17 protein-coding genes are annotated in these 20112 nt (G+C 45.0%); 13 read left to right on the forward strand and 4 right to left on the reverse strand.

Annotated elements, in window-relative coordinates; all coding sequences use genetic code 11:
- Nucleotides 1-25: 25 nt before the first annotated feature.
- The 3 genes from ACIZ62_RS06850 to ACIZ62_RS06860 form a co-directional block, all read right to left on the reverse strand.
- Complete coding sequence (locus tag ACIZ62_RS06850) at nucleotides 26-841, reverse strand: MerR family transcriptional regulator (RefSeq protein ID WP_111887388.1); 816 nt, start codon at nucleotides 839-841, stop codon at nucleotides 26-28.
- A 135-nt stretch (nucleotides 842-976) separates the two neighbouring features.
- Nucleotides 977-2902 (reverse strand): FAD-dependent oxidoreductase, encoded by a 1926-nt coding sequence (locus tag ACIZ62_RS06855; RefSeq protein ID WP_111887387.1) that lies wholly within the window; start codon nucleotides 2900-2902, stop codon nucleotides 977-979.
- Between the two features lie 198 nt (nucleotides 2903-3100).
- Nucleotides 3101-3757 (reverse strand): TetR/AcrR family transcriptional regulator, encoded by a 657-nt coding sequence (locus ACIZ62_RS06860; RefSeq protein WP_162624436.1) that lies wholly within the window; start codon nucleotides 3755-3757, stop codon nucleotides 3101-3103.
- A gap of 373 nt (nucleotides 3758-4130) precedes the next feature.
- Here ACIZ62_RS06860 and ACIZ62_RS06865 point away from each other — a divergent pair, with 373 nt between their 5' ends.
- Nucleotides 4131-5240: a uroporphyrinogen decarboxylase family protein gene (locus tag ACIZ62_RS06865; protein ID WP_162624435.1), complete on the forward strand. Its 1110-nt coding sequence runs from the start codon at nucleotides 4131-4133 to the stop codon at nucleotides 5238-5240.
- Between the two features lie 70 nt (nucleotides 5241-5310).
- On the opposite strand, the gene ACIZ62_RS06870 is transcribed toward ACIZ62_RS06865, so the two are convergent.
- Nucleotides 5311-5955, reverse strand: a complete 645-nt coding sequence (locus ACIZ62_RS06870) for a TetR/AcrR family transcriptional regulator (protein WP_111887384.1) — start codon at nucleotides 5953-5955, stop codon at nucleotides 5311-5313.
- 207 nt (nucleotides 5956-6162) lie between these two features.
- On the opposite strand from ACIZ62_RS06870, the gene ACIZ62_RS06875 reads away from it, so the two are divergent.
- The 12 genes from ACIZ62_RS06875 (at nucleotide 6163) to ACIZ62_RS06930 (ending at nucleotide 20061) form a co-directional block, all read left to right on the forward strand.
- Nucleotides 6163-7143 carry a uroporphyrinogen decarboxylase family protein gene (locus ACIZ62_RS06875; protein WP_111887383.1) on the forward strand — a complete coding sequence of 327 codons (981 nt, stop codon included), beginning with the start codon at nucleotides 6163-6165 and terminating at the stop codon, nucleotides 7141-7143.
- 41 nt (nucleotides 7144-7184) lie between these two features.
- Nucleotides 7185-7982 (forward strand): methyltetrahydrofolate cobalamin methyltransferase, encoded by a 798-nt coding sequence (locus tag ACIZ62_RS06880; RefSeq protein ID WP_111887382.1) that lies wholly within the window; start codon nucleotides 7185-7187, stop codon nucleotides 7980-7982.
- Between the two features lie 102 nt (nucleotides 7983-8084).
- The gene (locus ACIZ62_RS06885; RefSeq protein ID WP_414151551.1) at nucleotides 8085-8714 is read left to right on the forward strand and encodes a corrinoid protein; all 630 of its coding nucleotides are present in this window, start codon (nucleotides 8085-8087) and stop codon (nucleotides 8712-8714) included.
- 93 nt (nucleotides 8715-8807) lie between these two features.
- A complete protein-coding gene (locus ACIZ62_RS06890) occupies nucleotides 8808-10193 on the forward strand; it encodes an MFS transporter (RefSeq protein ID WP_414151552.1) in 1386 nt (461 codons plus the stop codon).
- 94 nt (nucleotides 10194-10287) lie between these two features.
- Nucleotides 10288-11682, forward strand: coding sequence for an SLC13 family permease (locus ACIZ62_RS06895; protein ID WP_414151553.1), 1395 nt, complete (start codon nucleotides 10288-10290; stop codon nucleotides 11680-11682).
- A 221-nt stretch (nucleotides 11683-11903) separates the two neighbouring features.
- Complete coding sequence (locus ACIZ62_RS06900) at nucleotides 11904-13457, forward strand: sigma 54-interacting transcriptional regulator (RefSeq protein WP_414151554.1); 1554 nt, start codon at nucleotides 11904-11906, stop codon at nucleotides 13455-13457.
- A 220-nt stretch (nucleotides 13458-13677) separates the two neighbouring features.
- Nucleotides 13678-15813, forward strand: coding sequence for an acetyl-CoA decarbonylase/synthase complex subunit alpha/beta (gene acsB, locus ACIZ62_RS06905; protein ID WP_414151555.1), 2136 nt, complete (start codon nucleotides 13678-13680; stop codon nucleotides 15811-15813).
- Between the two features lie 275 nt (nucleotides 15814-16088).
- Nucleotides 16089-16688, forward strand: a complete 600-nt coding sequence (locus tag ACIZ62_RS06910; protein WP_414151556.1) for a CobW family GTP-binding protein — start codon at nucleotides 16089-16091, stop codon at nucleotides 16686-16688.
- Nucleotides 16689-16728: 40 nt separating this feature from the next.
- Nucleotides 16729-17214, forward strand: coding sequence for a hypothetical protein (locus tag ACIZ62_RS06915; protein WP_322518844.1), 486 nt, complete (start codon nucleotides 16729-16731; stop codon nucleotides 17212-17214).
- Between the two features lie 283 nt (nucleotides 17215-17497).
- Nucleotides 17498-18115, forward strand: a complete 618-nt coding sequence (locus ACIZ62_RS06920) for a B12-binding domain-containing protein (RefSeq protein ID WP_414151557.1) — start codon at nucleotides 17498-17500, stop codon at nucleotides 18113-18115.
- Between the two features lies 1 nt (nucleotide 18116).
- Complete coding sequence (locus tag ACIZ62_RS06925; protein WP_414151558.1) at nucleotides 18117-19244, forward strand: uroporphyrinogen decarboxylase family protein; 1128 nt, start codon at nucleotides 18117-18119, stop codon at nucleotides 19242-19244.
- A 13-nt stretch (nucleotides 19245-19257) separates the two neighbouring features.
- Nucleotides 19258-20061 (forward strand): dihydropteroate synthase, encoded by an 804-nt coding sequence (locus tag ACIZ62_RS06930; protein WP_414151559.1) that lies wholly within the window; start codon nucleotides 19258-19260, stop codon nucleotides 20059-20061.
- The last annotated feature ends 51 nt before the right edge of the window (nucleotides 20062-20112 follow it).

The raw sequence follows: 20112 nt of genomic DNA on the forward strand, positions 1-20112 counted from the left end.
CGTTTAGTCCTCCGTTTTTGTTTTTTTATTTCTTGATCGGAATCGTATACTCAATATAACGGTGCATTTTTCCATCGGCATGGACCCGGGTCAGGATTTTCCCGATGATATCGCCTTCCGGCACAATGCCATGATCGCGGATATAGGCCACCAGCGGATCAAACTGCCGCAACGTCAAATTGCCATAGTCACCCAGATCCATCACCGTACACAAACACAAACCCGCCGGTCGGATCAGCACATCCGCGTTCAGCGGCAGATTTAACAACGCCGCGTCAGCGCTTTCGACACACAGTCCCCAGGCGTCCCGGTCAATGCGGGGGTCGGCGATGTCGGCAAAAGCAATGTGATGGGTAAACTCAACAAAGGGGATCTGCTTGAGCCAGTGCGGAAATAAGGGTTTTTCCTCAACCTCACCATAATGATCGCCGTCTTCGCGCTGGACATAGGTAAAGTAACGATACTCGGGGGTATTGACGAACCAATAGCACCCGACATTATAGGGCAGGCTTGCCAGTTTATCCTTGTAGGCGGAAATCTTGCGCTCCAGCATCTGATAATAGCGCAGCTTTTCATCGATGACCTGTTGTTTAAAGCCGATCCGCTCGACAAAAAAGTCCAACGACTCATTATGAAGCATCTTTGAAATATCTTTTAACGAAATGTCAAAGCTGCGATAGCGCATGCATTCCATCAGAAAAAAGATATCCCAGGTTTCATAGGTGCGGTAGTCACTGTTTTGCTGACGTTTGGGCGTAATAATCTGCTCTTTTTCATAATAACGGATGGTCTCCACCGGCAGGCCCAAGAGCTTGGAGACTTCCCCAATGCGATATTCCATGATTTTCCTCCCTCTAGTGGCTTCAGGTTTTTTTCATTGTATCACATTTATATACTAAGACAAATAAAAAAGGATAGGGCTTTTACAAGCACCGATCCTTTTTTTTATCTTTAATTGTTAGCGGTGTAGTGGGGGTTACAGCGACAAGCCCGCATTAAAGCCATCGTTGATCGCCACCATGGCATTGCTGGTTTTGACGGCCCCGCCAATAACGATGACGTGGTTGTGAACGGCTGATAATGCTTCGGCCAGCTGGTTGTTGGGTCGGTAGCCCAATGCAATGACGACGGTATCGGCAGGCAGGGTCTGCTGGCCCTGGCTGTTTTCGATGATTACCCCATCATCCAGAATTTCGACCACTTTGGTTTGGGTCAATTGGTTGACCTCATATTCGCGGAGGATTTTCATCAGATTGAATTTGTTGACGCCATCGAGATCGCTGCAGATCTTGGGCAGCATTTCGATGATGGTCACATCCCGTTGCTGCATCGCCAGATGCGCAGCCGTTTCTGAACCGACCTCACCGCCGCCGGCCACAACAATTTGATCACCGGTGGCCACATTGCCCAGTAGGGCATCTTCAGCGGTGACAACCAGGGCTTTGTCGATCCCTTTGATCGCCGGTTTGCAGGGGGTTCCGCCGGTGGCGACGATAACGGTATCCGGTTTTTCAGCGGCCACCAGTTCTTTCGTCAATTCGCGGTTGAGATGAATCGTTACACCCAACTGATCCAGTTCGCTCGTGATCCAGTTGGTATAAGTGGCCAACTCACCCTTGCAGGGGGGATAAGCAGCGGATTTAAACTGACCGCCTAAAAAGCTGCCTTTTTCATAAAGCGTGACCTCGTGGCCTTTGATCGCCGCGGCGCGGGCCGCTTCCAGGCCACCGGGTCCGCCGCCGGCAATCAGGACTTTTTTCGGTTTGGTGACTTTGCTATAATCCAATTGATATTCTTGGCCCAGCGAGGGATTGACCAGACAGGTGATGGCTTCACCCACCAGTAACTTCCCGACACAGCCCTGCATACATCCGATGCAGTAGCGGATTGCGGTTAAATCACCAGCCTTGGCCTTATTTGGCAGCTCCGGATCGGCCAGGGAGCCCCGGCCCATTCCGATGAAATCGGCTTTGCCCATTTCCAGCAGACCATCGGCCATGCGGGGATCATTGATGCGGTTGACAGTAAAGACCGGGATATCCACGATTTGTTTGATCTCGGCAGCAAAGTCGACAGTCCAGGCATGGGAGACATACATCGGCGAAACAATCCCCTTATTATGATCGCCATAGGCGCCACTGGAAACATGCAGGGCATCAAAACCCCATTCGGCAAAGAGTTTAGCCAGGACCCGGGATTCAGAAATGTCCCGGCCGCCCTGAACCACTTCGTCAGCCGAAAAACGGATCATGACCGGGAAATCGTCGCCGACCTTGCCGCGGATATCGGCATAGATTTCTTTAACAAAGCGTAAGCGATTATCCAGACAACCGCCGTATTTATCAGTACGTTTGTTGACATAGGTGGACATGAATTCGGCAATTAAATAGCCATGTCCGGCATGCACTTCGATACCATCAAAGCCGGCCTGTTTAGCCCGTAAGGCACAGTCGCCAAAATCTTCAACAATCTGTTCAATCTCCGGAATGGTCAGTTCCCGGGGCAGTTGCCGCAACCACGGACAGGGGATTGCCGATGGGGCCACCGGCTGAACGCCGCCATTTACGAAGCTGGCGCTTTGGCGGCCGGCATGATAGATCTGAGCAAAGATTTTGGAATCATACTGATGAATGGTGTCGGTCAGTTTTTTGTGACTGGCAATCTGATCATCATTCCACAGCCCGGCAATAAACTGATAGCCCATGGCATGCTCGCTGACGGCATAATCTTCGGTAATAATCAGGCCCCAGCCGCCCTTGGCCTTGGCTTCGTGATAGGCAATATAACGATCGGTGGCGGTGCCGTCTTCATTGCAGTAATTGGCCACCATGGCGGTGACTGCCAGACGATTGGGAATCTCACACTGATTGATTTTCTTTGGTGTAAACAATTTAGTAAACATTTTGTACCTCGTTTTCATATTTGGATTTACTCATAGGATAAACCCTCAAGTCACTTCAAGGTCAAGCTGTTAATTAAAAAACTATCAAAGTTTTTTTGGTTAGGTTATTTGATGAAGCAGTGATAGCTTTTTTTGCTATCACTGTCAGAAGTAAAGTCCTGATTGATTATGAAACGTTGAAAATGATTGTTAAAAAGCTTAAATGAGCAGACGGATATGGGAATGATCATGCTTATGTTCAAATTCGAGGGCGTTGAATAAATAAGATTTTGTGAGTGTTTCATCCATCTGAAGCAACCGTCCCCGATATAGATGCATGGTTGTGATGACGTCATAAATCGTTTTATTGCCAGGATTTTCGATAAATCTCAGGATAAGTTCACGCCGAAGACCCAGTTCAGCAAATCTGATGTTGTCAATTTCATCCTGGTCAATTTCTTTACCCATGTCTCTAAAAAACTGGTGATAGACATGGTTGAAGTTTTGGCCCATATAGGCGCTGCTTGAGAGTTGATCATAAATTTCCTGCTGAAAACGGATGGTATTTTCATCAACAAAAATACCTGAATAATAGATATACGCAGCGAAAGTATTCTTTTCGATACTATTAATTTCATAAGTGATTTTCGATTCGATAAAAGAATATGATTTCATGTATAACTCTGAATAAATTTCAGTCAAAAGAGAATCCTTTGATTTAAAGTAGTAATTAAAATTCTTATGATTAACCCTTGCCTTTTCACAGATTTCTTTGGCCGAAGTTTTTTTAAAACCATTTTGATAAAATAACATTTTGGCAGCATTAATCATGCTTATTTTTGTCTGCAGACCTTTGCTTAATTTTTGAGGTATCATCTTATTCTCCATAATTTGTATTGGTATCAGTATAACACAGAGCGATCAGATATAAAATAAGTAAGATAAATATTAGTAAATCTTAATGATGAAAGATTGTAGATATGGAAAAAACTTCAATTGCACAAATGAAATCATTTAAATAAGCAGAATATTGGATGTTTTTTCATAAAAATAAGATTATGTATAAAAAATCTTTATTAATTGCTTGATTTTTTAAAAAATAATGTTATCATAGAGGTAATTAATAAGATATTTCTTATAAAATCTTAATAAGAAATGATAAGTGCTGATAATTGAGATTTTTTAATAAGGCAATATATGAAATATCTAGTTATTTCAAATATGGATGTTTAAAGTAAAGGAGTTTGTAATGAGAGAAAAATTTGATCAAAAAGAGTTTGAAGTAATTGGTGAATATCCAGACTATCCCACACATGTCATGGCATTGGTGCCAAAAGCGCCCATTCAGAAAAAATTTAACAGGCCAATAACAGCAAGAGAAAACTGGAAATTGCTATTCAATGGAAAAAAGCCATATTGGATTCCCCAGGCAGGTTTTTTCAACTGCGAAGTACAGGTGTTTCGTCCCAGAATGCATCCAGACAATGTTGCCACCCGGCTAGTCTTTGATGCTGAAGAATTACCCCAGTATGAAAGCAATATCGCAAAAGGTTGGTTTGATCTTGATTGGGAATGGGTGGATATTGCCGGTGGAGCATCCGTGCATCCGGGGAATCCGGCGGTGCGGGATATCAATAAATGGGAGGAACAGGTGCCATTCCCCAATTTAGACGATATGGATTGGGAAAACTGTATTGCGAAGAATAAGGACTATGTTAAATCTGACAAGATGGTACAAGTAGGATTGCTTTCAGGTTTCTGGGAAAGATTGATGTCTCTGATGGATGTCGATCATGCGGCAATCGCCCTGGTTGATGAGGATCAGCAGGATGGGGTGCATCGGTTGTTCGACAGATTAGCAGATTTGTATGTGGACTATATTGACCGACTGCATAAACATTTTGCAATTGATGGATTTCTGATCCACGACGATTGGGGGACACAAAATAATCCGTTTTTCTCGCTGGCAACATGTCGTGAAATGATTGTACCATACTTAAAACGAGTGGTTGATGCCTGTCATGAACGCAATATCGCTTTTGAACTGCATAGTTGTGGTCGGGTTGAGCCATTGGTGCCGGCATTGATTGAAGCCGGTGTGGATTTATGGTGCGGACAGACGATGAATGATTATCTTCGAATGGCGACAACTTATCAAGAGGTAAGTCTTGTTTTTGGGGTTCAGTTATTGCCAGAGCCAGCCGGCACCACCGCTGAAGAAATCCGAGCGATGGCTAAGGATTTTGTTGAGAAATATAAAGATTGTAAAATCGCTCTGGTTAATAAAGGCGCCAGCCCTTTGTTTTTCGCAGCGGTATATGAATTTAGCCGAAAAGCATATGAACAGGCTGAAGATTAATATCTATGTCATAGAAATTTAACAATCCAAGATATCGTATAAATTACTTTCTAAGTTCCGACAATTGTGATCAGATCAATAGTCGAATTGTTGAGCCGTCATGGTTTTCAAAAAAGGTCAGCGCTTCGTGAATATACTGCTGGGTTGTTTCTTCAGGAATTCGCATCAAACGGCCGGTCAGGGTCTGGATGGTGATATACAGTTCGGTTACTGTTTTGGTCTGCGGGGCGTTGATATATTGTAAGCCAAATTCCTTGCGGAGGCAGGAATCCGCAAAAACAGCGGTATCAAAGTCCACTTTGGTCATCCGGTTGGGCAGATCGCGAAAATAAGGATTGTATAATTTCAGAATAATTTCCTGGTAAATATATTCAGAGTGGAGCATTTCAGCGTGAAAGGCTCGGGTTTGGGGATCGCTGTAAATAGCATGGTAATGGTAGATCTGTTTGTAAAAATTGATTTGGATACCATTCATATTATCATGATAGGTGTTGGTTCGGACAAAGGACAATAATCTGACAATGAATTCTGAATAGATTCGTTCGGCAATATCCTTTTTTTTCTTAAAATAATAGGTTAATGTTCCTAGTTGGATGCCGGTCTCAGCACAGATATCCCGCATCGAAGTTTTAGCATAACCATTGTTGTAAAATAGTATTTTGGCAGTTTGCAAAATGATCTGTTCAGTCTGTAAACCCTTTTTATATTTTTTCATGAGGTCCTCTTGTCCAATCGTTTAAAATCTTTAATTTTATTATAGCATATCAGGGTGGGGACGATCACTAAAAATAAAATAGTACAAAAAATAAAATGTACGAAAATTATTGCATCGCCACGATCGATGTGTTAATATAGTACAAAATCAATAATGTACGAAAGTTGATTTGAGTCTATTGGAAATTATGTTAAAAGGAGAAAGTAAATGCTAACAAAAAGACAAAACTTAATGGAAACGATTAAAGGTGGCCAGCCGGACCGGTTTGTCAATCAGTATGAATTCCTGGAACTGATCAGAGAAGCGCCCAAAGAAGCCTTTATGACACCGAAGGGGACGGAAGTCAAAAATGCCTGGGGGATTACCATCCGCTGGCCGGAAGGTCAAATCGGGTCCTTTCCAGTTCACGATCATGGGCATAAGGTATTACAAGACATTACGAAGTGGCGCGAATACGTTAAGGCTCCAGCGGTAGATTATCCGGCTGAACGTTGGACGGAAGCCATTGCCCATGCCAAGGCGGTTGATCGCGATGAAAAATTTGTGACTGCCTTTGTAACGCCGGGGATCTTTGAACTGACCCACTATCTGATGGGAATGGAAGATGCCTTAATGAGTTATTACGAAGAACCAGAAGCCATGCATGAACTCATCGACTATCTGACTGAATATGAATTGCAGTACGCCCAGCAGCTGATTGACAACCTTCACCCGGATGCGCTGTTTCATCATGATGACTGGGGCAGTCAGATTTCGTCATTTATGTCGCCGGAAACCTTCAAGGAATTCATTTTGCCGGCTTACAAAAAAATCTATGGCTTCTATAAGGATAACGGCGTGGAACTGATTGTTCATCACAGCGACAGCTACGGCGTGAACCTGGTGCCCTTCATGATTGAAATGGGTATCGATATCTGGCAGGGCGTCATGAATACCAACAATATTCCCGAGCTGATCAAAGAATACGGCGGACAGATTTCATTTATGGGCGGCCTTCACAGCGGTGAAATTGATTTTCCTGACTGGACCCCTGAAATCGTTATGGAACATGTGGAGAGGGCTTGTAAAGAATGTGGCAAGCATTACTTTATTCCCAATCTCAGCCAGGGCGCACCAATCAGCTCATTCCCGGGTGTTTATGAGGCCACTTCGGAAGCCATCGACAAGATGAGTGCCGAACTGTTTTAACAATAAACAATAAATTAAATCACAGCTTTTGGAGGAAAAAATTGATAATTATTGGCGAAAAAATTAATGGGGCGATTCCCTCAACCGGGAAGGCCATAGCCGCAAAGGATGCTGAATTCATCCGAAACCTGGCCATTAAGCAGGCCGAAGCCGGGGCGAATTTCATCGACGTCTGTGCCTCAGTGGATGATGACATCGAACTGGAAACGATGAAATGGTTGATCGACATTGTTCAGGATGCCACCGACGTGCCGATTGCGGTGGACAGTCCCAATGTTTATACCTGCATTGAATCGATGAAATACTGTAACAAACCGGGACTGTTTAACTCGGTATCGCTGGAAGGCGGTAAGGTTGATGAGGCTTTCAAAGTACTGGCCGATACCAAATGGGAATGTGTTGCCTTATTAAATAGTGACAAGGGAATCCCTAAAACCGCCAAAGATCGACTGGAAGTGTTTACTGATTTAATGGCAAAATGTAAAGAATACAAGATCGACCCCTCCCGCATGCACATTGATCCCTTGATTGAAATGCTTTGTACCTCGGAAGATGGCATTGCCATGGTGACCGAAGTGATCCGGGAAATCAAAAAACAATATCCAACCATTCATGTCACCGGCGCCGTCAGCAACATTTCCTTCAACCTGCCCGCCCGTCGGATTGCCAATCAGGCCTTTGCCGTTTTGGCCATGAGTGCCGGCATGGACAGCTTTATTCTCGATCCGCTGAACAAGGATATGATGGGGATGCTGTTCGCCACCGAAGCGATGATGGGTGAAGATGAATACTGTATGGAATATATCGGCGCTTTCCGGGAAGGCATTTTCGTAAAATAAACAACAGCAAAAACAAGTTACAACCAAACCCGGTACCCACACAGGTTCCGGGTGGATTAAATAGAAGTAAGTGCATTAAATTAAAAATCAAAGGAGAAAAAAATGTCAAAAATTGAAGATGTAAAAGTATTGGTCGAAACTGGTAAATCAAAGAAGGTTGCCGCCGCTATTCAGGAAGCGCTGGATGCTGGCGATAAAGCGCAGGAGATTCTCGAGGCGATGATCGCGTCGATGGGTGTGGTGGGAGATAAATTCTCAGACGGTGAAATTTTTGTGCCGGAAATGCTGATTGCAGCCAAAGCCATGTCCAAAGGGGTGGAAGTGTTAAAACCATTGATGGCCGGCGAGGGATCTAACTCACTGGGAACCTGCATCATTGGAACGGTAGCTGGAGATCTCCACGATATTGGTAAAAATCTGGTTTCGATGATGATCGAAAGTGCCGGATTTGATATGGTGGATCTGGGCGTCGATGTTCCAGCCGAAAAATTTGTCACTGCAGTTAAAGAAAATGAACATGTCGTTCTGGTGGCCTGTTCTGGTCTGCTGACCACCACCATGCCAGCGTTAAAAGAAGCGGTCCAAACCATTAAAGCGGCCTTGCCAGAAATGAAGGTCATTGTCGGCGGGGCACCGGTGACGCCGGAATATGCTGCCGAAATCGGGGCCGATGGATATGCACCGGATGCCGGCAGTGCCGCCGTTAAAGCCAAAGAACTAGTTACTGCTTAACCTGTTTCCAAGCGGTTATTGCCAATTAGCCCGGCAACGAATAATGGCTGGAGTTTGCAATAACCGAAAAATAAAAATTTGAAGGAGAAGAAAATGAAAAAACCGTTAAGTAATGCACTCAAGCGATTTTACGGGATTGGTGACTTTGGATTCACCCTGATGGCAAACGTGGAACTTTATTATCTGGCTTATTTCCTGACAAACGTCGCTAAATTTGATTTAGCCACAACCGCCCTGATCATGACCACGACCAGCATGATCGATGTAATCTTGTCACCGTTCTACGGGGGCATCATCGATGGGATGAAGCCGATGAAATGGGGACGTTACCGCTCCTGGTTATTGGTAATGCCACCGATTGTAACACTCTTTTATACCCTGGAATTTACCACCATCGGGACCGGGGTGGTTCCTGTTGTGATCATTATTGGCGCCTACCTGGTGGCACATATCTTCTGGAATTTTTCCTATGTTGCCAATGTCGCCCTGATTCCAACCATTTCCAGTACCCCTGAAGACCGGGCACAATTATCTGCTACCCGGGGGGCCTATAACAATGCCGGAAAACTGGCCTTCTCAGCCGTTGGTCTGGCCACGGTTTTATATATTGGTACCGCCATTGGCAATCCGGTACTGGGATTCACCCTGGTTGCTTTGGCGATGGCACTGGTTTATTGGGTCACGTACTTTCTTCATTTCAAAATGACGGATGGATACGAAGAAACCCATCAGGAAGCCAGCCAAAACAAGAAAAAGAAAGAAAAAACATCGATTATGCAAATGGCCAAATCACTGGTACAGAATCCCCATTTACTGGTGCTTTTGCTGGCCGATCTGACCCGCTGGATCGTTAACTTTGTGATGGCAGGTTCAGCTGCATATTTCTTTACCTATGTGACTAACAATGTCGCGATGTTCTCGGTTTATCTGCTGGTTGCCAATGGCATGGCTCTGATCGGTTCATATCTGAGCAAGTATGCAGCCAGCAAATTTACCACCCGGACAGCAGGTATTTTCGGATTCTATGCGCTGGGCGTATTTCTCTTAATCAGTCAGTTCTTTGTCAATGATATTATGATTGTACTGGTATTCCTTTCTTGTGCGCAATTCTTCCTGGGCTTCATTTACGCCCTGATTTCAGCGATGTATAGTGATGCGGTTATCTACAGTGAGTGGAAAACCGGATCAAAAGCGTCGGGTTGGATCATGGGATTAATGAATCTGCCATTAAAAATTGCTAATTTAATCAAAGGCGCGATTATTCCCGCAGTTCTGGCGGCGGTTGGTTTTGTGGCAAAAATGGACCCGGCAACAGCCACTCCTGAATTAAAAACCGGGATTGTCCAGCTGTTTGTCATAATCCCGGGGATCGGAATTCTGGTCGGAGCGGTTCTGTTGACGGTGGGTTACCGATTGACCCGGGCTAAAATTACAAATTATCAGAAAGAAATTGATGAACGACAGGCAATAGTTGAATAATTACTGAAATCAAAATTCTTTTGATCGGGCTGCTCTTTTCCTAAAAAGATTGGGCAGCACCTTTAATAAATAATCACAAGTGATGAGGGGATATATGAATAAAAAACAGATTATCGGGATGGTTTTCAGTATTGCGGTGTTGATTACTTTTTATTTGCTGCCGATCCCGGAAGGCCTTAGCAACAATGGGATGATCACAATTGGCTTGCTGTTCTTCTTTTTGATCATGTTGATCACAGAAGCCCTGCCAGTTGGGGTCATTTGTTTTTTGTGTTTAGCGTTGCTGCCGACCCTGGGGGTTACCAAAAACCTGGGCACGGCCTTAGGCGGTTTTACCAATACGATTTTATTTTTTGTGTTGGCATCGTTTGGCCTGGCCGAGGCGGTATCATCAACTCCGATTGTCCAACGGGTTCTGCATGGGTTATTAAAAACTTTCGGACGCAATGTTAAAACCTGCGTGTTGGCAATCATGATTGCGGCTGCCGCCGTCTCGTCGATAGTAACCGATGTGCCGACGGTGGTGGTTTTCATGGGGGTCGGAGCCAGCTTTCTGAAATTGTTTAAAAATGAATCCGACCGCCATCAAACTGCTAAATCTCTGATGATGGGAATTCCGGTTGCCGTCATGCTGGGCGGCCTGATGACGCCGGCTGGCAGTGGTATTAATATTTTAACAATTGGTTTATTGCAAAGTATTGCCGGAATTCAGATTACCTTTATTCAATGGATGGTCTGTGCGATTCCGATCGTTTTGGTGATGGTCCCATTGGCATGGTTTATCCTGACCAAAATCTATCCACCGGCAGAAATTGATGCCAGTGAAATTAAAGCCTATCTCAATCAGATTGCGGTTCACGAAAAGGTGAGCCAGCGGGAAGGGAAGGTGATCATCATCGCCGCGGCGATGATGCTATTTTGGATGATGAGCTCCTTTTTTCCCGTTATCGAGGTGGCCGTGGTATCGCTTTTTGGTTGTGCCTTGTTCTTTATGCCCGGGATCAAGATTCTCACCTGGGAACAATATATGAAAGCCGTCAGTTGGACTTCCTATCTCCTCATCGGAACGGTCTTATGTATTGCCAACACCATCGTCGCTAACGGAGTCAGTGAGTGGTTTGTTACTTATGTTTTACCCTCATCGCTGTCGCTTTCGACCATGGGTGGGGTCTTTTTTGTGGCGGTGATGATTTTTGTGATCATGCTGATTGTTCCGGTCGCACCGGCATTGATTGGGGTGCTGACGCCGGTAATTGTCAGTTTGGCAGCAACAATGGGGATCAACCCGGCCTTATTGATTATTACCTTGGGCCTATGCGCAGGCAACTGCTATCTTTTTCCCATTGATACGATTCCACTGATCATCTACACCGCCGGCTATTATAAAATGACCGATATGCCCAAGGCGACCATCTGGATGCAACTAGCCTTTATTTTATTGGCGACCTTGTGGCTGCCGCTGGCCGGTTTGATTACCAAAATTGTCTGAGGGGATTTTGGCAGCAAAAGAGTTTATGATTTAAAAAAAATCTTTTTTAAGATCGCAAGCACAGTTAAAAGACAGATCCGTCAGATTTAAGTCACCGTAAACAAAAGCCGCTGCGTCAGCTCCGGCACCTTGATCATCAGCCAAACATCAGCTATAATAAAAGGAAAAGACGGGACGGATCGGGTCTTTTGTCAAATCCATAAATTTTAGGAGCGATGGCGATGGTTAATAATGGCATTGTGAACGATGAGAATTACAATCATGTTGAAAAAAATCTGAGAAATGTCCTGAATCTGACCAATACCAGTCAGAATGCCAGGGTTGTTGAGGAAGAAATCTATTATAATACTGCCAAAAATGTCGGACGCAACCTTAACGTGACCGACTATAACAGTTTATCCGAAAAGATCACGGCATTAGGAATTGGCCAGATTGTCATGACCAATATGTCCGATGAAAAAATTGTCTTTCGGCTGGACGACTGTTTTACCTGTAGTGAGATGGAAAATATCGGGAAGCCGGTCTGCTATTTTGAAGCGGGGATTCTGGCCGGGGCCGTCAGTACCATCAGTAAGCAGGATATGGATGCCGTGGAAGTCCGATGTAACGCCCTCGGCGACAGCTATTGCGAATTTGAAGTCACCAAAGCAAGCGCTCATAAAAAGAGCGTGAACAATGACAGCGATGGTGGAAAAACCGATATTAATATGCTTTACCTGACAATCAACTCCTTGAAACTGGCCAAAAGCAAAAATCAGCTGCTTGATAAAATCACCGCGTTGGAAGAACAGATTGATGAAAAAAACAAGGCCGGCAAACCGGACACCGTCACATTGCACGATCCCAACGTACTGGTCGCCAGCGCTGAAATGATTGACCTAGTCAACTACATCAAGAAAGTAGCTAAGACCGATGCCTCAATTTTAATGCGTGGCGAAAGCGGTACCGGGAAAACGATGTTTGCCGAAGTTGTCCATCAGGAGAGCCCCAGAAGCCATCAACCGTTTATTTATATTGACTGCACTACCATTCCCAAGAATTTTTTTGAAACCGAACTGTTCGGATATACCCCCGGAGCATTTACCGGGGCCAACAAAAAGGGAAAAATCGGAAAATTGGAAATGGCCCAGGGCGGTACGGTTTTTTTAGATGAAATCGCCGAGATTCCCATCGAAATCCAATCCAAATTGCTGCGTTTTCTACAGGAAAAAAAGTTTGAAAAAATGGGCGCCGTAACAACTCAACACGTTGATACCCGGGTAATTGCCGCCACCAGTCAAAACCTGGAAGCAATGATCGGGGCCGGTTTATTCCGAAAAGATCTTTACTACCGGCTCAATGTGATCAACATCGTGCTGCCGCCGCTGCGCGAAAGAAGTCAGGAGATTCCCGGTCTGGCGCAGCGAATCCTGACACAAATCAGCCAGGAAACGGGAACGGCGGTGAAAAAAATTGATGCCGCCGGTCTGCGTGAATTAATGAATTATAGTTGGCCGGGAAATATCCGCGAACTGGAGAATCTAATCAAAAGACTGACCTTTTTAGTCGATGATCCGATCATTTCCAGGGCCGCGATTGAAAAAGAACTCAACACGGCAGAATCGTTAAATGTCTTTGCCGGGGTCGCCAAAAACGAAATCAAAGAAAATGAAAAAGAGCTGATCGTCAGAGTACTGCAAAACTGCCGCGACAACAAATCCGCGGCGGCGGCCAAACTGGGGATCACGCGCCAAACACTGTATAATAAAATCAAAAAGTATAACATCACATCATGACGCCCAGGCTCTTGTCAGCTGGTGTCAAATTGTGTCAAAAAGTGTCAAGGTATCCTTGACAGTGTCAAAAAAATAGACACTGCTGATGCTGGAATATTAAACGAAACCCGCCTGGATGGAGAATCTGGCGGGTTTTATTGATTGGCACAAAAATTGCTATACATTTAGATATGTATAAATACTAAAAAAAAATTTCTTTGAAAAGGAAGAGTGAAAAACTATGAGTTTGACAGATTTAATTTACGCTGGTTCGAATGCGGTTGCCGGATTAACGGAAGGCGCTGTTAATGATGCCATTGCAAAATATGGCGAAGGTCATGCGGTTGGCTACCCGGATACGGCTTATTTTTTACCAATTATTTACGCCGCCACCGGTGTTAAAATTAAAACCCTGGGTGATTTACCAGCGGCAGTGGGGATTTTGAAAAGTCTGATCACCAACAAAGAAGACCTGGGTGACGCCTTAAACGCTGGACTGGCCACTGCCGTTGGCGCTGAAATTATTGAAGCGATCCGTTATCTGGATTGTGACCCTTACGTAAATGATGCCGGAATCGGTTTTGTTGCCGATCCGATTATCCGCTCCTTGGGTGTGCCCCTGGTAACTGGCGATATTCCCGGGATTGCCGTGCTGTTAGGCGAATCCTCAGATCCTGCTGCTCTGGCTGCGATAGTTAAAGATTATCAGGAAAAAGGCTTACTGACCTTTATGGTTGGTAATATCATCGAGCAGGCCTTAGAGGCAGGTGTGAAAATGGGACTGGACTATCGCGTTATTCCTCTGGGCCATGAAGTAACCTCCGTAATACATGTGGTCTCCGTTGCGATTCGGGCCGCGCTGATCTTTGGCGGCATCGAGCCAGGTAAATTGCCAGAGTTTTTAACTTATACCAAAGAGCGGGTCCCGGCCTTTGTTAATACCTTCGGTGAATTAAACGAAGTGATTGTCTCGGTTGGCGCTGGTGCCATTGCTTTAGGCTTCCCGGTTATCGCCGATGTCCCGGTACCTGAAGTACCCGGCGCGTTAATGTCCCAGGCCGACCACGCCAAAACCGTCGAGTTTTCGTTAGAAGCCCGGGAAATTAAAATTAAAGTCACGAAAATCAATGTCCCAGTTTCCGTAGCCTCCGCTTTTGAAGGTGAACGGGTTCGTAAAGATACTATGTTTGCCGAATTTGGCGGCAACAAAACCGAGTGTTGGGAACTGGTTACCAGCGGTGATCCAGCCGAAATGGAAGATCATAAAATCACCCTGATCGGACCGGATATTGATGACGCGATGTTTGCTGGAGCTGACGTGGTTCGTTTGCCACTAGGAATTGTCGTGACCGTTGGCGGTAAGGCGATGCAGAAAGATTTCGAAACCGTGTTGGAGCGCCGCATCCACTACTTCACCAACTACATCGATGGTGCCATGCATGTGGGCCAACGTAACATTGCCTGGATCCGCTTAACCAAAGAAGCCTTTGAAAAAGGGTTCCGCTTAAAACACATCGGTGAAGTGCTCTATGCTAAAATGCGTTCCGACTTTGAAAAGGTTGTTGATAAATGCGAAATTACCATCTACACTAAGGCGGAAGATGTCAAACGGCTGGGCGAAGAAATGGTTAAACCGATCTATGCCGAACGTGATGCCCGAATGAGTGCCTTAACCGATGCCAGCGTTGATGAATTCTATACCTGTTTATTATGTCAGTCATTTGCCCCCAGTCATGTCTGCGTCGTCACTCCGGAACGGTTGGGGTTGTGTGGCGCCGTCTCCTGGCTGGATGCCAAAGCCACCAAAGAACTGGATCCATTGGGACCCAATCAGCCTATTATCAAAGGTGAAGCCGTGGATGAACGACTGGGCATCTGGGATTCCGTCAACGAGGTGGTTAATGCCGCGTCTCAGGGAGCTGTCGAAAAAGTAACCCTCTATTCGATCCTCGAAGACCCAATGACTTCCTGCGGTTGTTTTGAATGTATCTGCGGAATCATGCCCGAAGCCAATGGCGTCATCATCGTTAATCGTGAATTCAGCCAGACCTCGCCGGTTGGCATGACCTTTGGCGAGTTGGCATCAATGACTGGCGGCGGCGTGCAGACCCCCGGCTTTATGGGTCATGGCCGTTTCCTGATTGGTTCGAAAAAATTCATGTCGGCTGAAGGTGGCTTATCGCGAATTGTCTGGATGCCAAAAGAATTAAAAGACGATGTGGCCGAACGACTAAACAAAGCCGTCTTCGAAATGACCGGCATCGAAAACTTTACTAATATGGTCTGCGACGAAACCATTGCCACCGACTCGGAAGCCGTTTTGGAATTCCTAGAAACTAAAAACCATCCAGCCCTGGCGATGGACTCGATTATGTAGGCAATTTGCCACGCTGTTTCTGATTGGGTCGTTGATTAGGCAGGCTGATCTAAAAATGGACAGTGACCTACCCAGTCACAGGAAATTAATGCAAAAGACGTATTTCATTTATGAGATACGTCTTTTTTATGCTAATCATTAACTAAATGGGTTTATTGGATGAGAATATTCGTAAAATATCAAAAATAAATTATTATTGACTTGACAAAACGTTTTCACAGGTATATATTTTATCCATACATACTTGTACGTATAAGTTAGATTGGAGACAGAACATGAACGATCCAAAATTAATCCTGTTCACTGGATTTCTCGGTTCAGGAAAAACCTCTCTGTTGTTGGAGAGTGCCAAATATTTGGCAGAAAAAGACAAACGTTGCGCCATCATTGTTAACGAAGTGGGGGAGATTGGGATAGATAATCTTCAGATGAAAAAAATGGGCTATGATGTCTGGGAAATTTTTGGCGGTTGCATCTGTTGCACTTTGGCAATGAGTCTGGAGGAAACCATCACTCAGTTGATGACAGATTTTCAGCTGGATTATATTCTTATTGAGCCTTCCGGGGCAGCGGATCCATCAGCCATCTATCCACCGCTTGAACATAGTGGCTTTCGCAAAGAAAAAATCAGAAATGTGTTTACCCTGGATTCCACCCGGGTAGACATGTTCGAAGCGGTGTTGGAACCCTATCTGGCTACGTCCATTCCTCTGGCGGATGTCGTGGTGATCAATAAAATCGATGTGGCTAGTCCGGGGGAATTGGAAAAATCAGATATGATCATCGGGAAATATAACCAAACGGTTCCGTTATTAAAAATAAACGTGAATGAGTTGAGCGAAAATCAGATCAATGAGATGCTCAAACACGATTGAGTTAGTAGCAGTTTAAATAAAAGAATATGGAGAAGCGACTATGTATCAGAATACATTTGAAACCCTGGCAATTGAAACCACCCTGTCATCACGGCTGCCTATTCCCAATGAAAAGTGGCAGGAAATCGGCTGTTTTTTTATCCAAAGCTATCTCGAACAGCTGAGTAAGACCGAAAAATATGTTATTGGGCATATTAAAGGGTTGATTGAACTGGCTGATGATGGGTTTATCAAACTCAGCTGTGTCAGTCAGGATAAGCCGATAAACTGTGAAAGTCATAGTACTGGCGGAAACATTCGGGAAGGTCGCCTGACTTTTAATGGCATTGTATCCGGCATCGATAAAAATAAGAATCTTCAGTTTTTTCACATGGCCCTGGCACGAACTTGCAGTGTTTTTGAGTTGATGACCGATTATCGGGAAGCTCTGGATGATGAGTCCCTTAGCCATCAATCAGATAAGCCTTGTCCAGTTTGTCATGGTCATCATCAAGACTCAAACGAATCTTGCGATCATCACGATTAGTGATAATAGCCGATATGTATCGGTATTATAAAGAATCCATTAAGTAGAAAAAGGAGGAACGAACAGCAGATGACAAAAAAAGAAAAGACTCCTTAGGTTCCTAGTACAGGCATTGCGGGCCCTATAGTACTTGAGGAAGGTTTAAGGAGATCTCATCAGAATTTTAGCACAGATCCGAAGAAATGATAACAGAAATTTCATTTTTTTAGAAAAATAATTGATTTGTTAATATTGATGGCGATGCTCCTCTGCAAAAAAAGTAAAAAAATTGGAGGAATGTAAAATGGCAAAAATCAGTGAATTACTGGCGAGTCTGGAAATGGACGAGCTGATGGAAGCAGTGCAGAAGGAATTGGACAATGGTACGGATCCGGTTGCGATCCTCAAAGAAGGCGAAGCCGGGATGGTCAAAGTTGGGGAAATGTTTAGTGCCGGAGATTATTTTGTATCCGACCTGATGATGTCCGGCGAAATGTTCAAGGAAGTGGGCGAAATGCTGGAACCTCATCTGGCTGGAAAAACCGGAGATGTTCTGGGAAAAGTGGTACTGGGTACGGTTGAAGGCGACATCCATGATATTGGCAAAGACCTGATTTATATCATGCTTAAATCCGGTGGGTTTGATGTCATCGATGTCGGTGTGGATGCTAAGCCTGAGGCCTTTGTGGATGCTCTGAAAGAATCCGGGGCACCTGTTCTGGCACTGTCCTGCTTACTGACCACCTGTTATGACTCGATCCTGAATACCGTTAAAGCGGTTGAAGCAGCGGGACTAAGAGACCAGGTGAAAATTATCATTGGTGGCGGACCGACGGATGAATCGGTTGTCAGATATACCGGTGCCGATGCCGTAGGGGATGACGCCCAGTCGGCAGTCAAATTATGTAAGGAGATGCTATAAGATGGCTAGCCAATTATACGAAGAAAGATGCCAGAAAATTAAGGACACGGTTAATTTTGAAAATAAAAAAGTGACCACCTGTTATATGGGACAAGCGGCTCCGGCAGCCCATATGGGTGTAAAAATGAAGGATTTTGCAATGAATCCCGATATTAACATCAAAACTACCTTGGATTATATCAATGAAATCAATACCATTACGTCAGTGGATTGTATAAATGTAGGGGTTAACGGGATGCGGTCTGATCATAGTCTGCCAATGGCATGGTTGTCAAAAATAAAAATGCCGGGTAGAGAATTACCGGATGATTCATTATGGCAAGTTGTAGAAACCGACATTCTGAGTCGGGAAGATTATGACGTGATAATAAAACAGGGCTTTGATGTAGTTTTTAATCGAATTTTACCGCAGTTGGTGGATATGGATGAATTTCAGGAAACCATGGCTTATCAACAGAAGAACGGACAGAAAAATGCTGAGTTATTTATCGACAGTAATTATCCGGCAGTGAATAGTGCCTTTGCCAGTCCGCCGTTTGAAGTTTTGTGTGGCGGGCGATCGATGTCGCAGTTCTTTATGGATTGTTATAAAGTCCCGGATAAGATTGAAAAAGCAATTGATGTGATGTTGCCTGGTTCGATTGCGGGGATGTTAGCAACCTTGAACCCCCAATATGGCAATGGTGCCTGGGTTGGTGGATGGCGTGGGGCCAGTGCCCTGGTATCCCCCAAAATTTGGAATCGCCTTGTTTGGCCGGGAATGAAAAGTATGGCTATGGCGCTGGTTGAAAACAATCATATTGCTACCTTTCATCTTGATCAGTGTTGGGATCGCGACATTGAGCGTTTTCTTGAAATGCCGGCCAAGAAATCGATCATTAATACAGATGGCATGACTGATCTGAGAAAAGCAAGAAAGGTTTTGGGAGAACATGTCGCGATTATGGGTGATGTACCATCACCCTTGCTGGCAACCGGGACAACACAGGAAGTGAAAGATTATGTTAACAATCTGATTGATGATATCGGCCCGACAGGACTGTTTATCACAGCCGGATGTGATGCACCCGCCAACACGAAATTTGAGAATATGGTGGCCATGTTCCAGGCTGCCAACGACTGGAAGTAGAACAGGAGCTATAATGATATTTATCGGAGAAAAAATAAACGGCACCCGCAAAGCCATTCAGGAAGCGATACTGGGCCGGGATGCTGACTTCATCAAAAAAACCGCATTGGATCAGGCCAACGCCGGGGCTGACTATCTGGATATCAACGCTGGCACTGATCCCTCCCGGGAAAAAGATGATATGCTATGGCTATTGGAAGTGGTACAAGCAGTTACCGATATTCCCATCTGTATTGACAGCTCCACCCCTGATGTTATCAGAGCTGCCATCCATGCTGCTAAAGCATCGCCAATGATCAACTCGATCAATGGTGATCCCCTGCGTCTGGAAAGCTTTATTCCCTTTATTAAGGAGCGGGACTGCCAGGTTATTGCTCTGGCTTTGGATGAGTCCCAGTCGGGTATGCCTAAAACCGTAGCGGAACGGATGACGGTATTGGAACGGATTTTTATAGCAACTCGGACAGCCGGTATTGCCGATGATCAGGTCTATGTGGATCCGTTGATCATGGCGGTGGCAACCGATCAACAGGCTGGACTGATTGCCTTTGAATCGATCCGGTCGATTCGCAGCACCTACCCGGAAGCTCATATCACCGGCGGACTGAGCAACATTTCTTTTGGGCTGCCTAACCGGGCGTTGGTCAACCGCACCTTTCTGACGCTGGCCGTAGCAGCCGGCATGGATTCGGCAGTGGTCAATCCGGAAAATGTACCGTTGATTGAGTCACTGAAAGCAACGGAGCTGTTGCTGGGGAAAGATCGCTTTTGCCGGAAGTACACCACTGGGGCCAAAATTGGATTCGTCAAAAAATAAGAGCGTTTACTAAAAAACATACTGGTTTCTTCAGCCCTTTTTCTGAGATTT

The sequence above is a fragment of the Acetobacterium carbinolicum genome (genome assembly GCF_047456275.1).
GTDB lineage: Bacteria > Bacillota > Clostridia > Eubacteriales > Eubacteriaceae > Acetobacterium > Acetobacterium carbinolicum.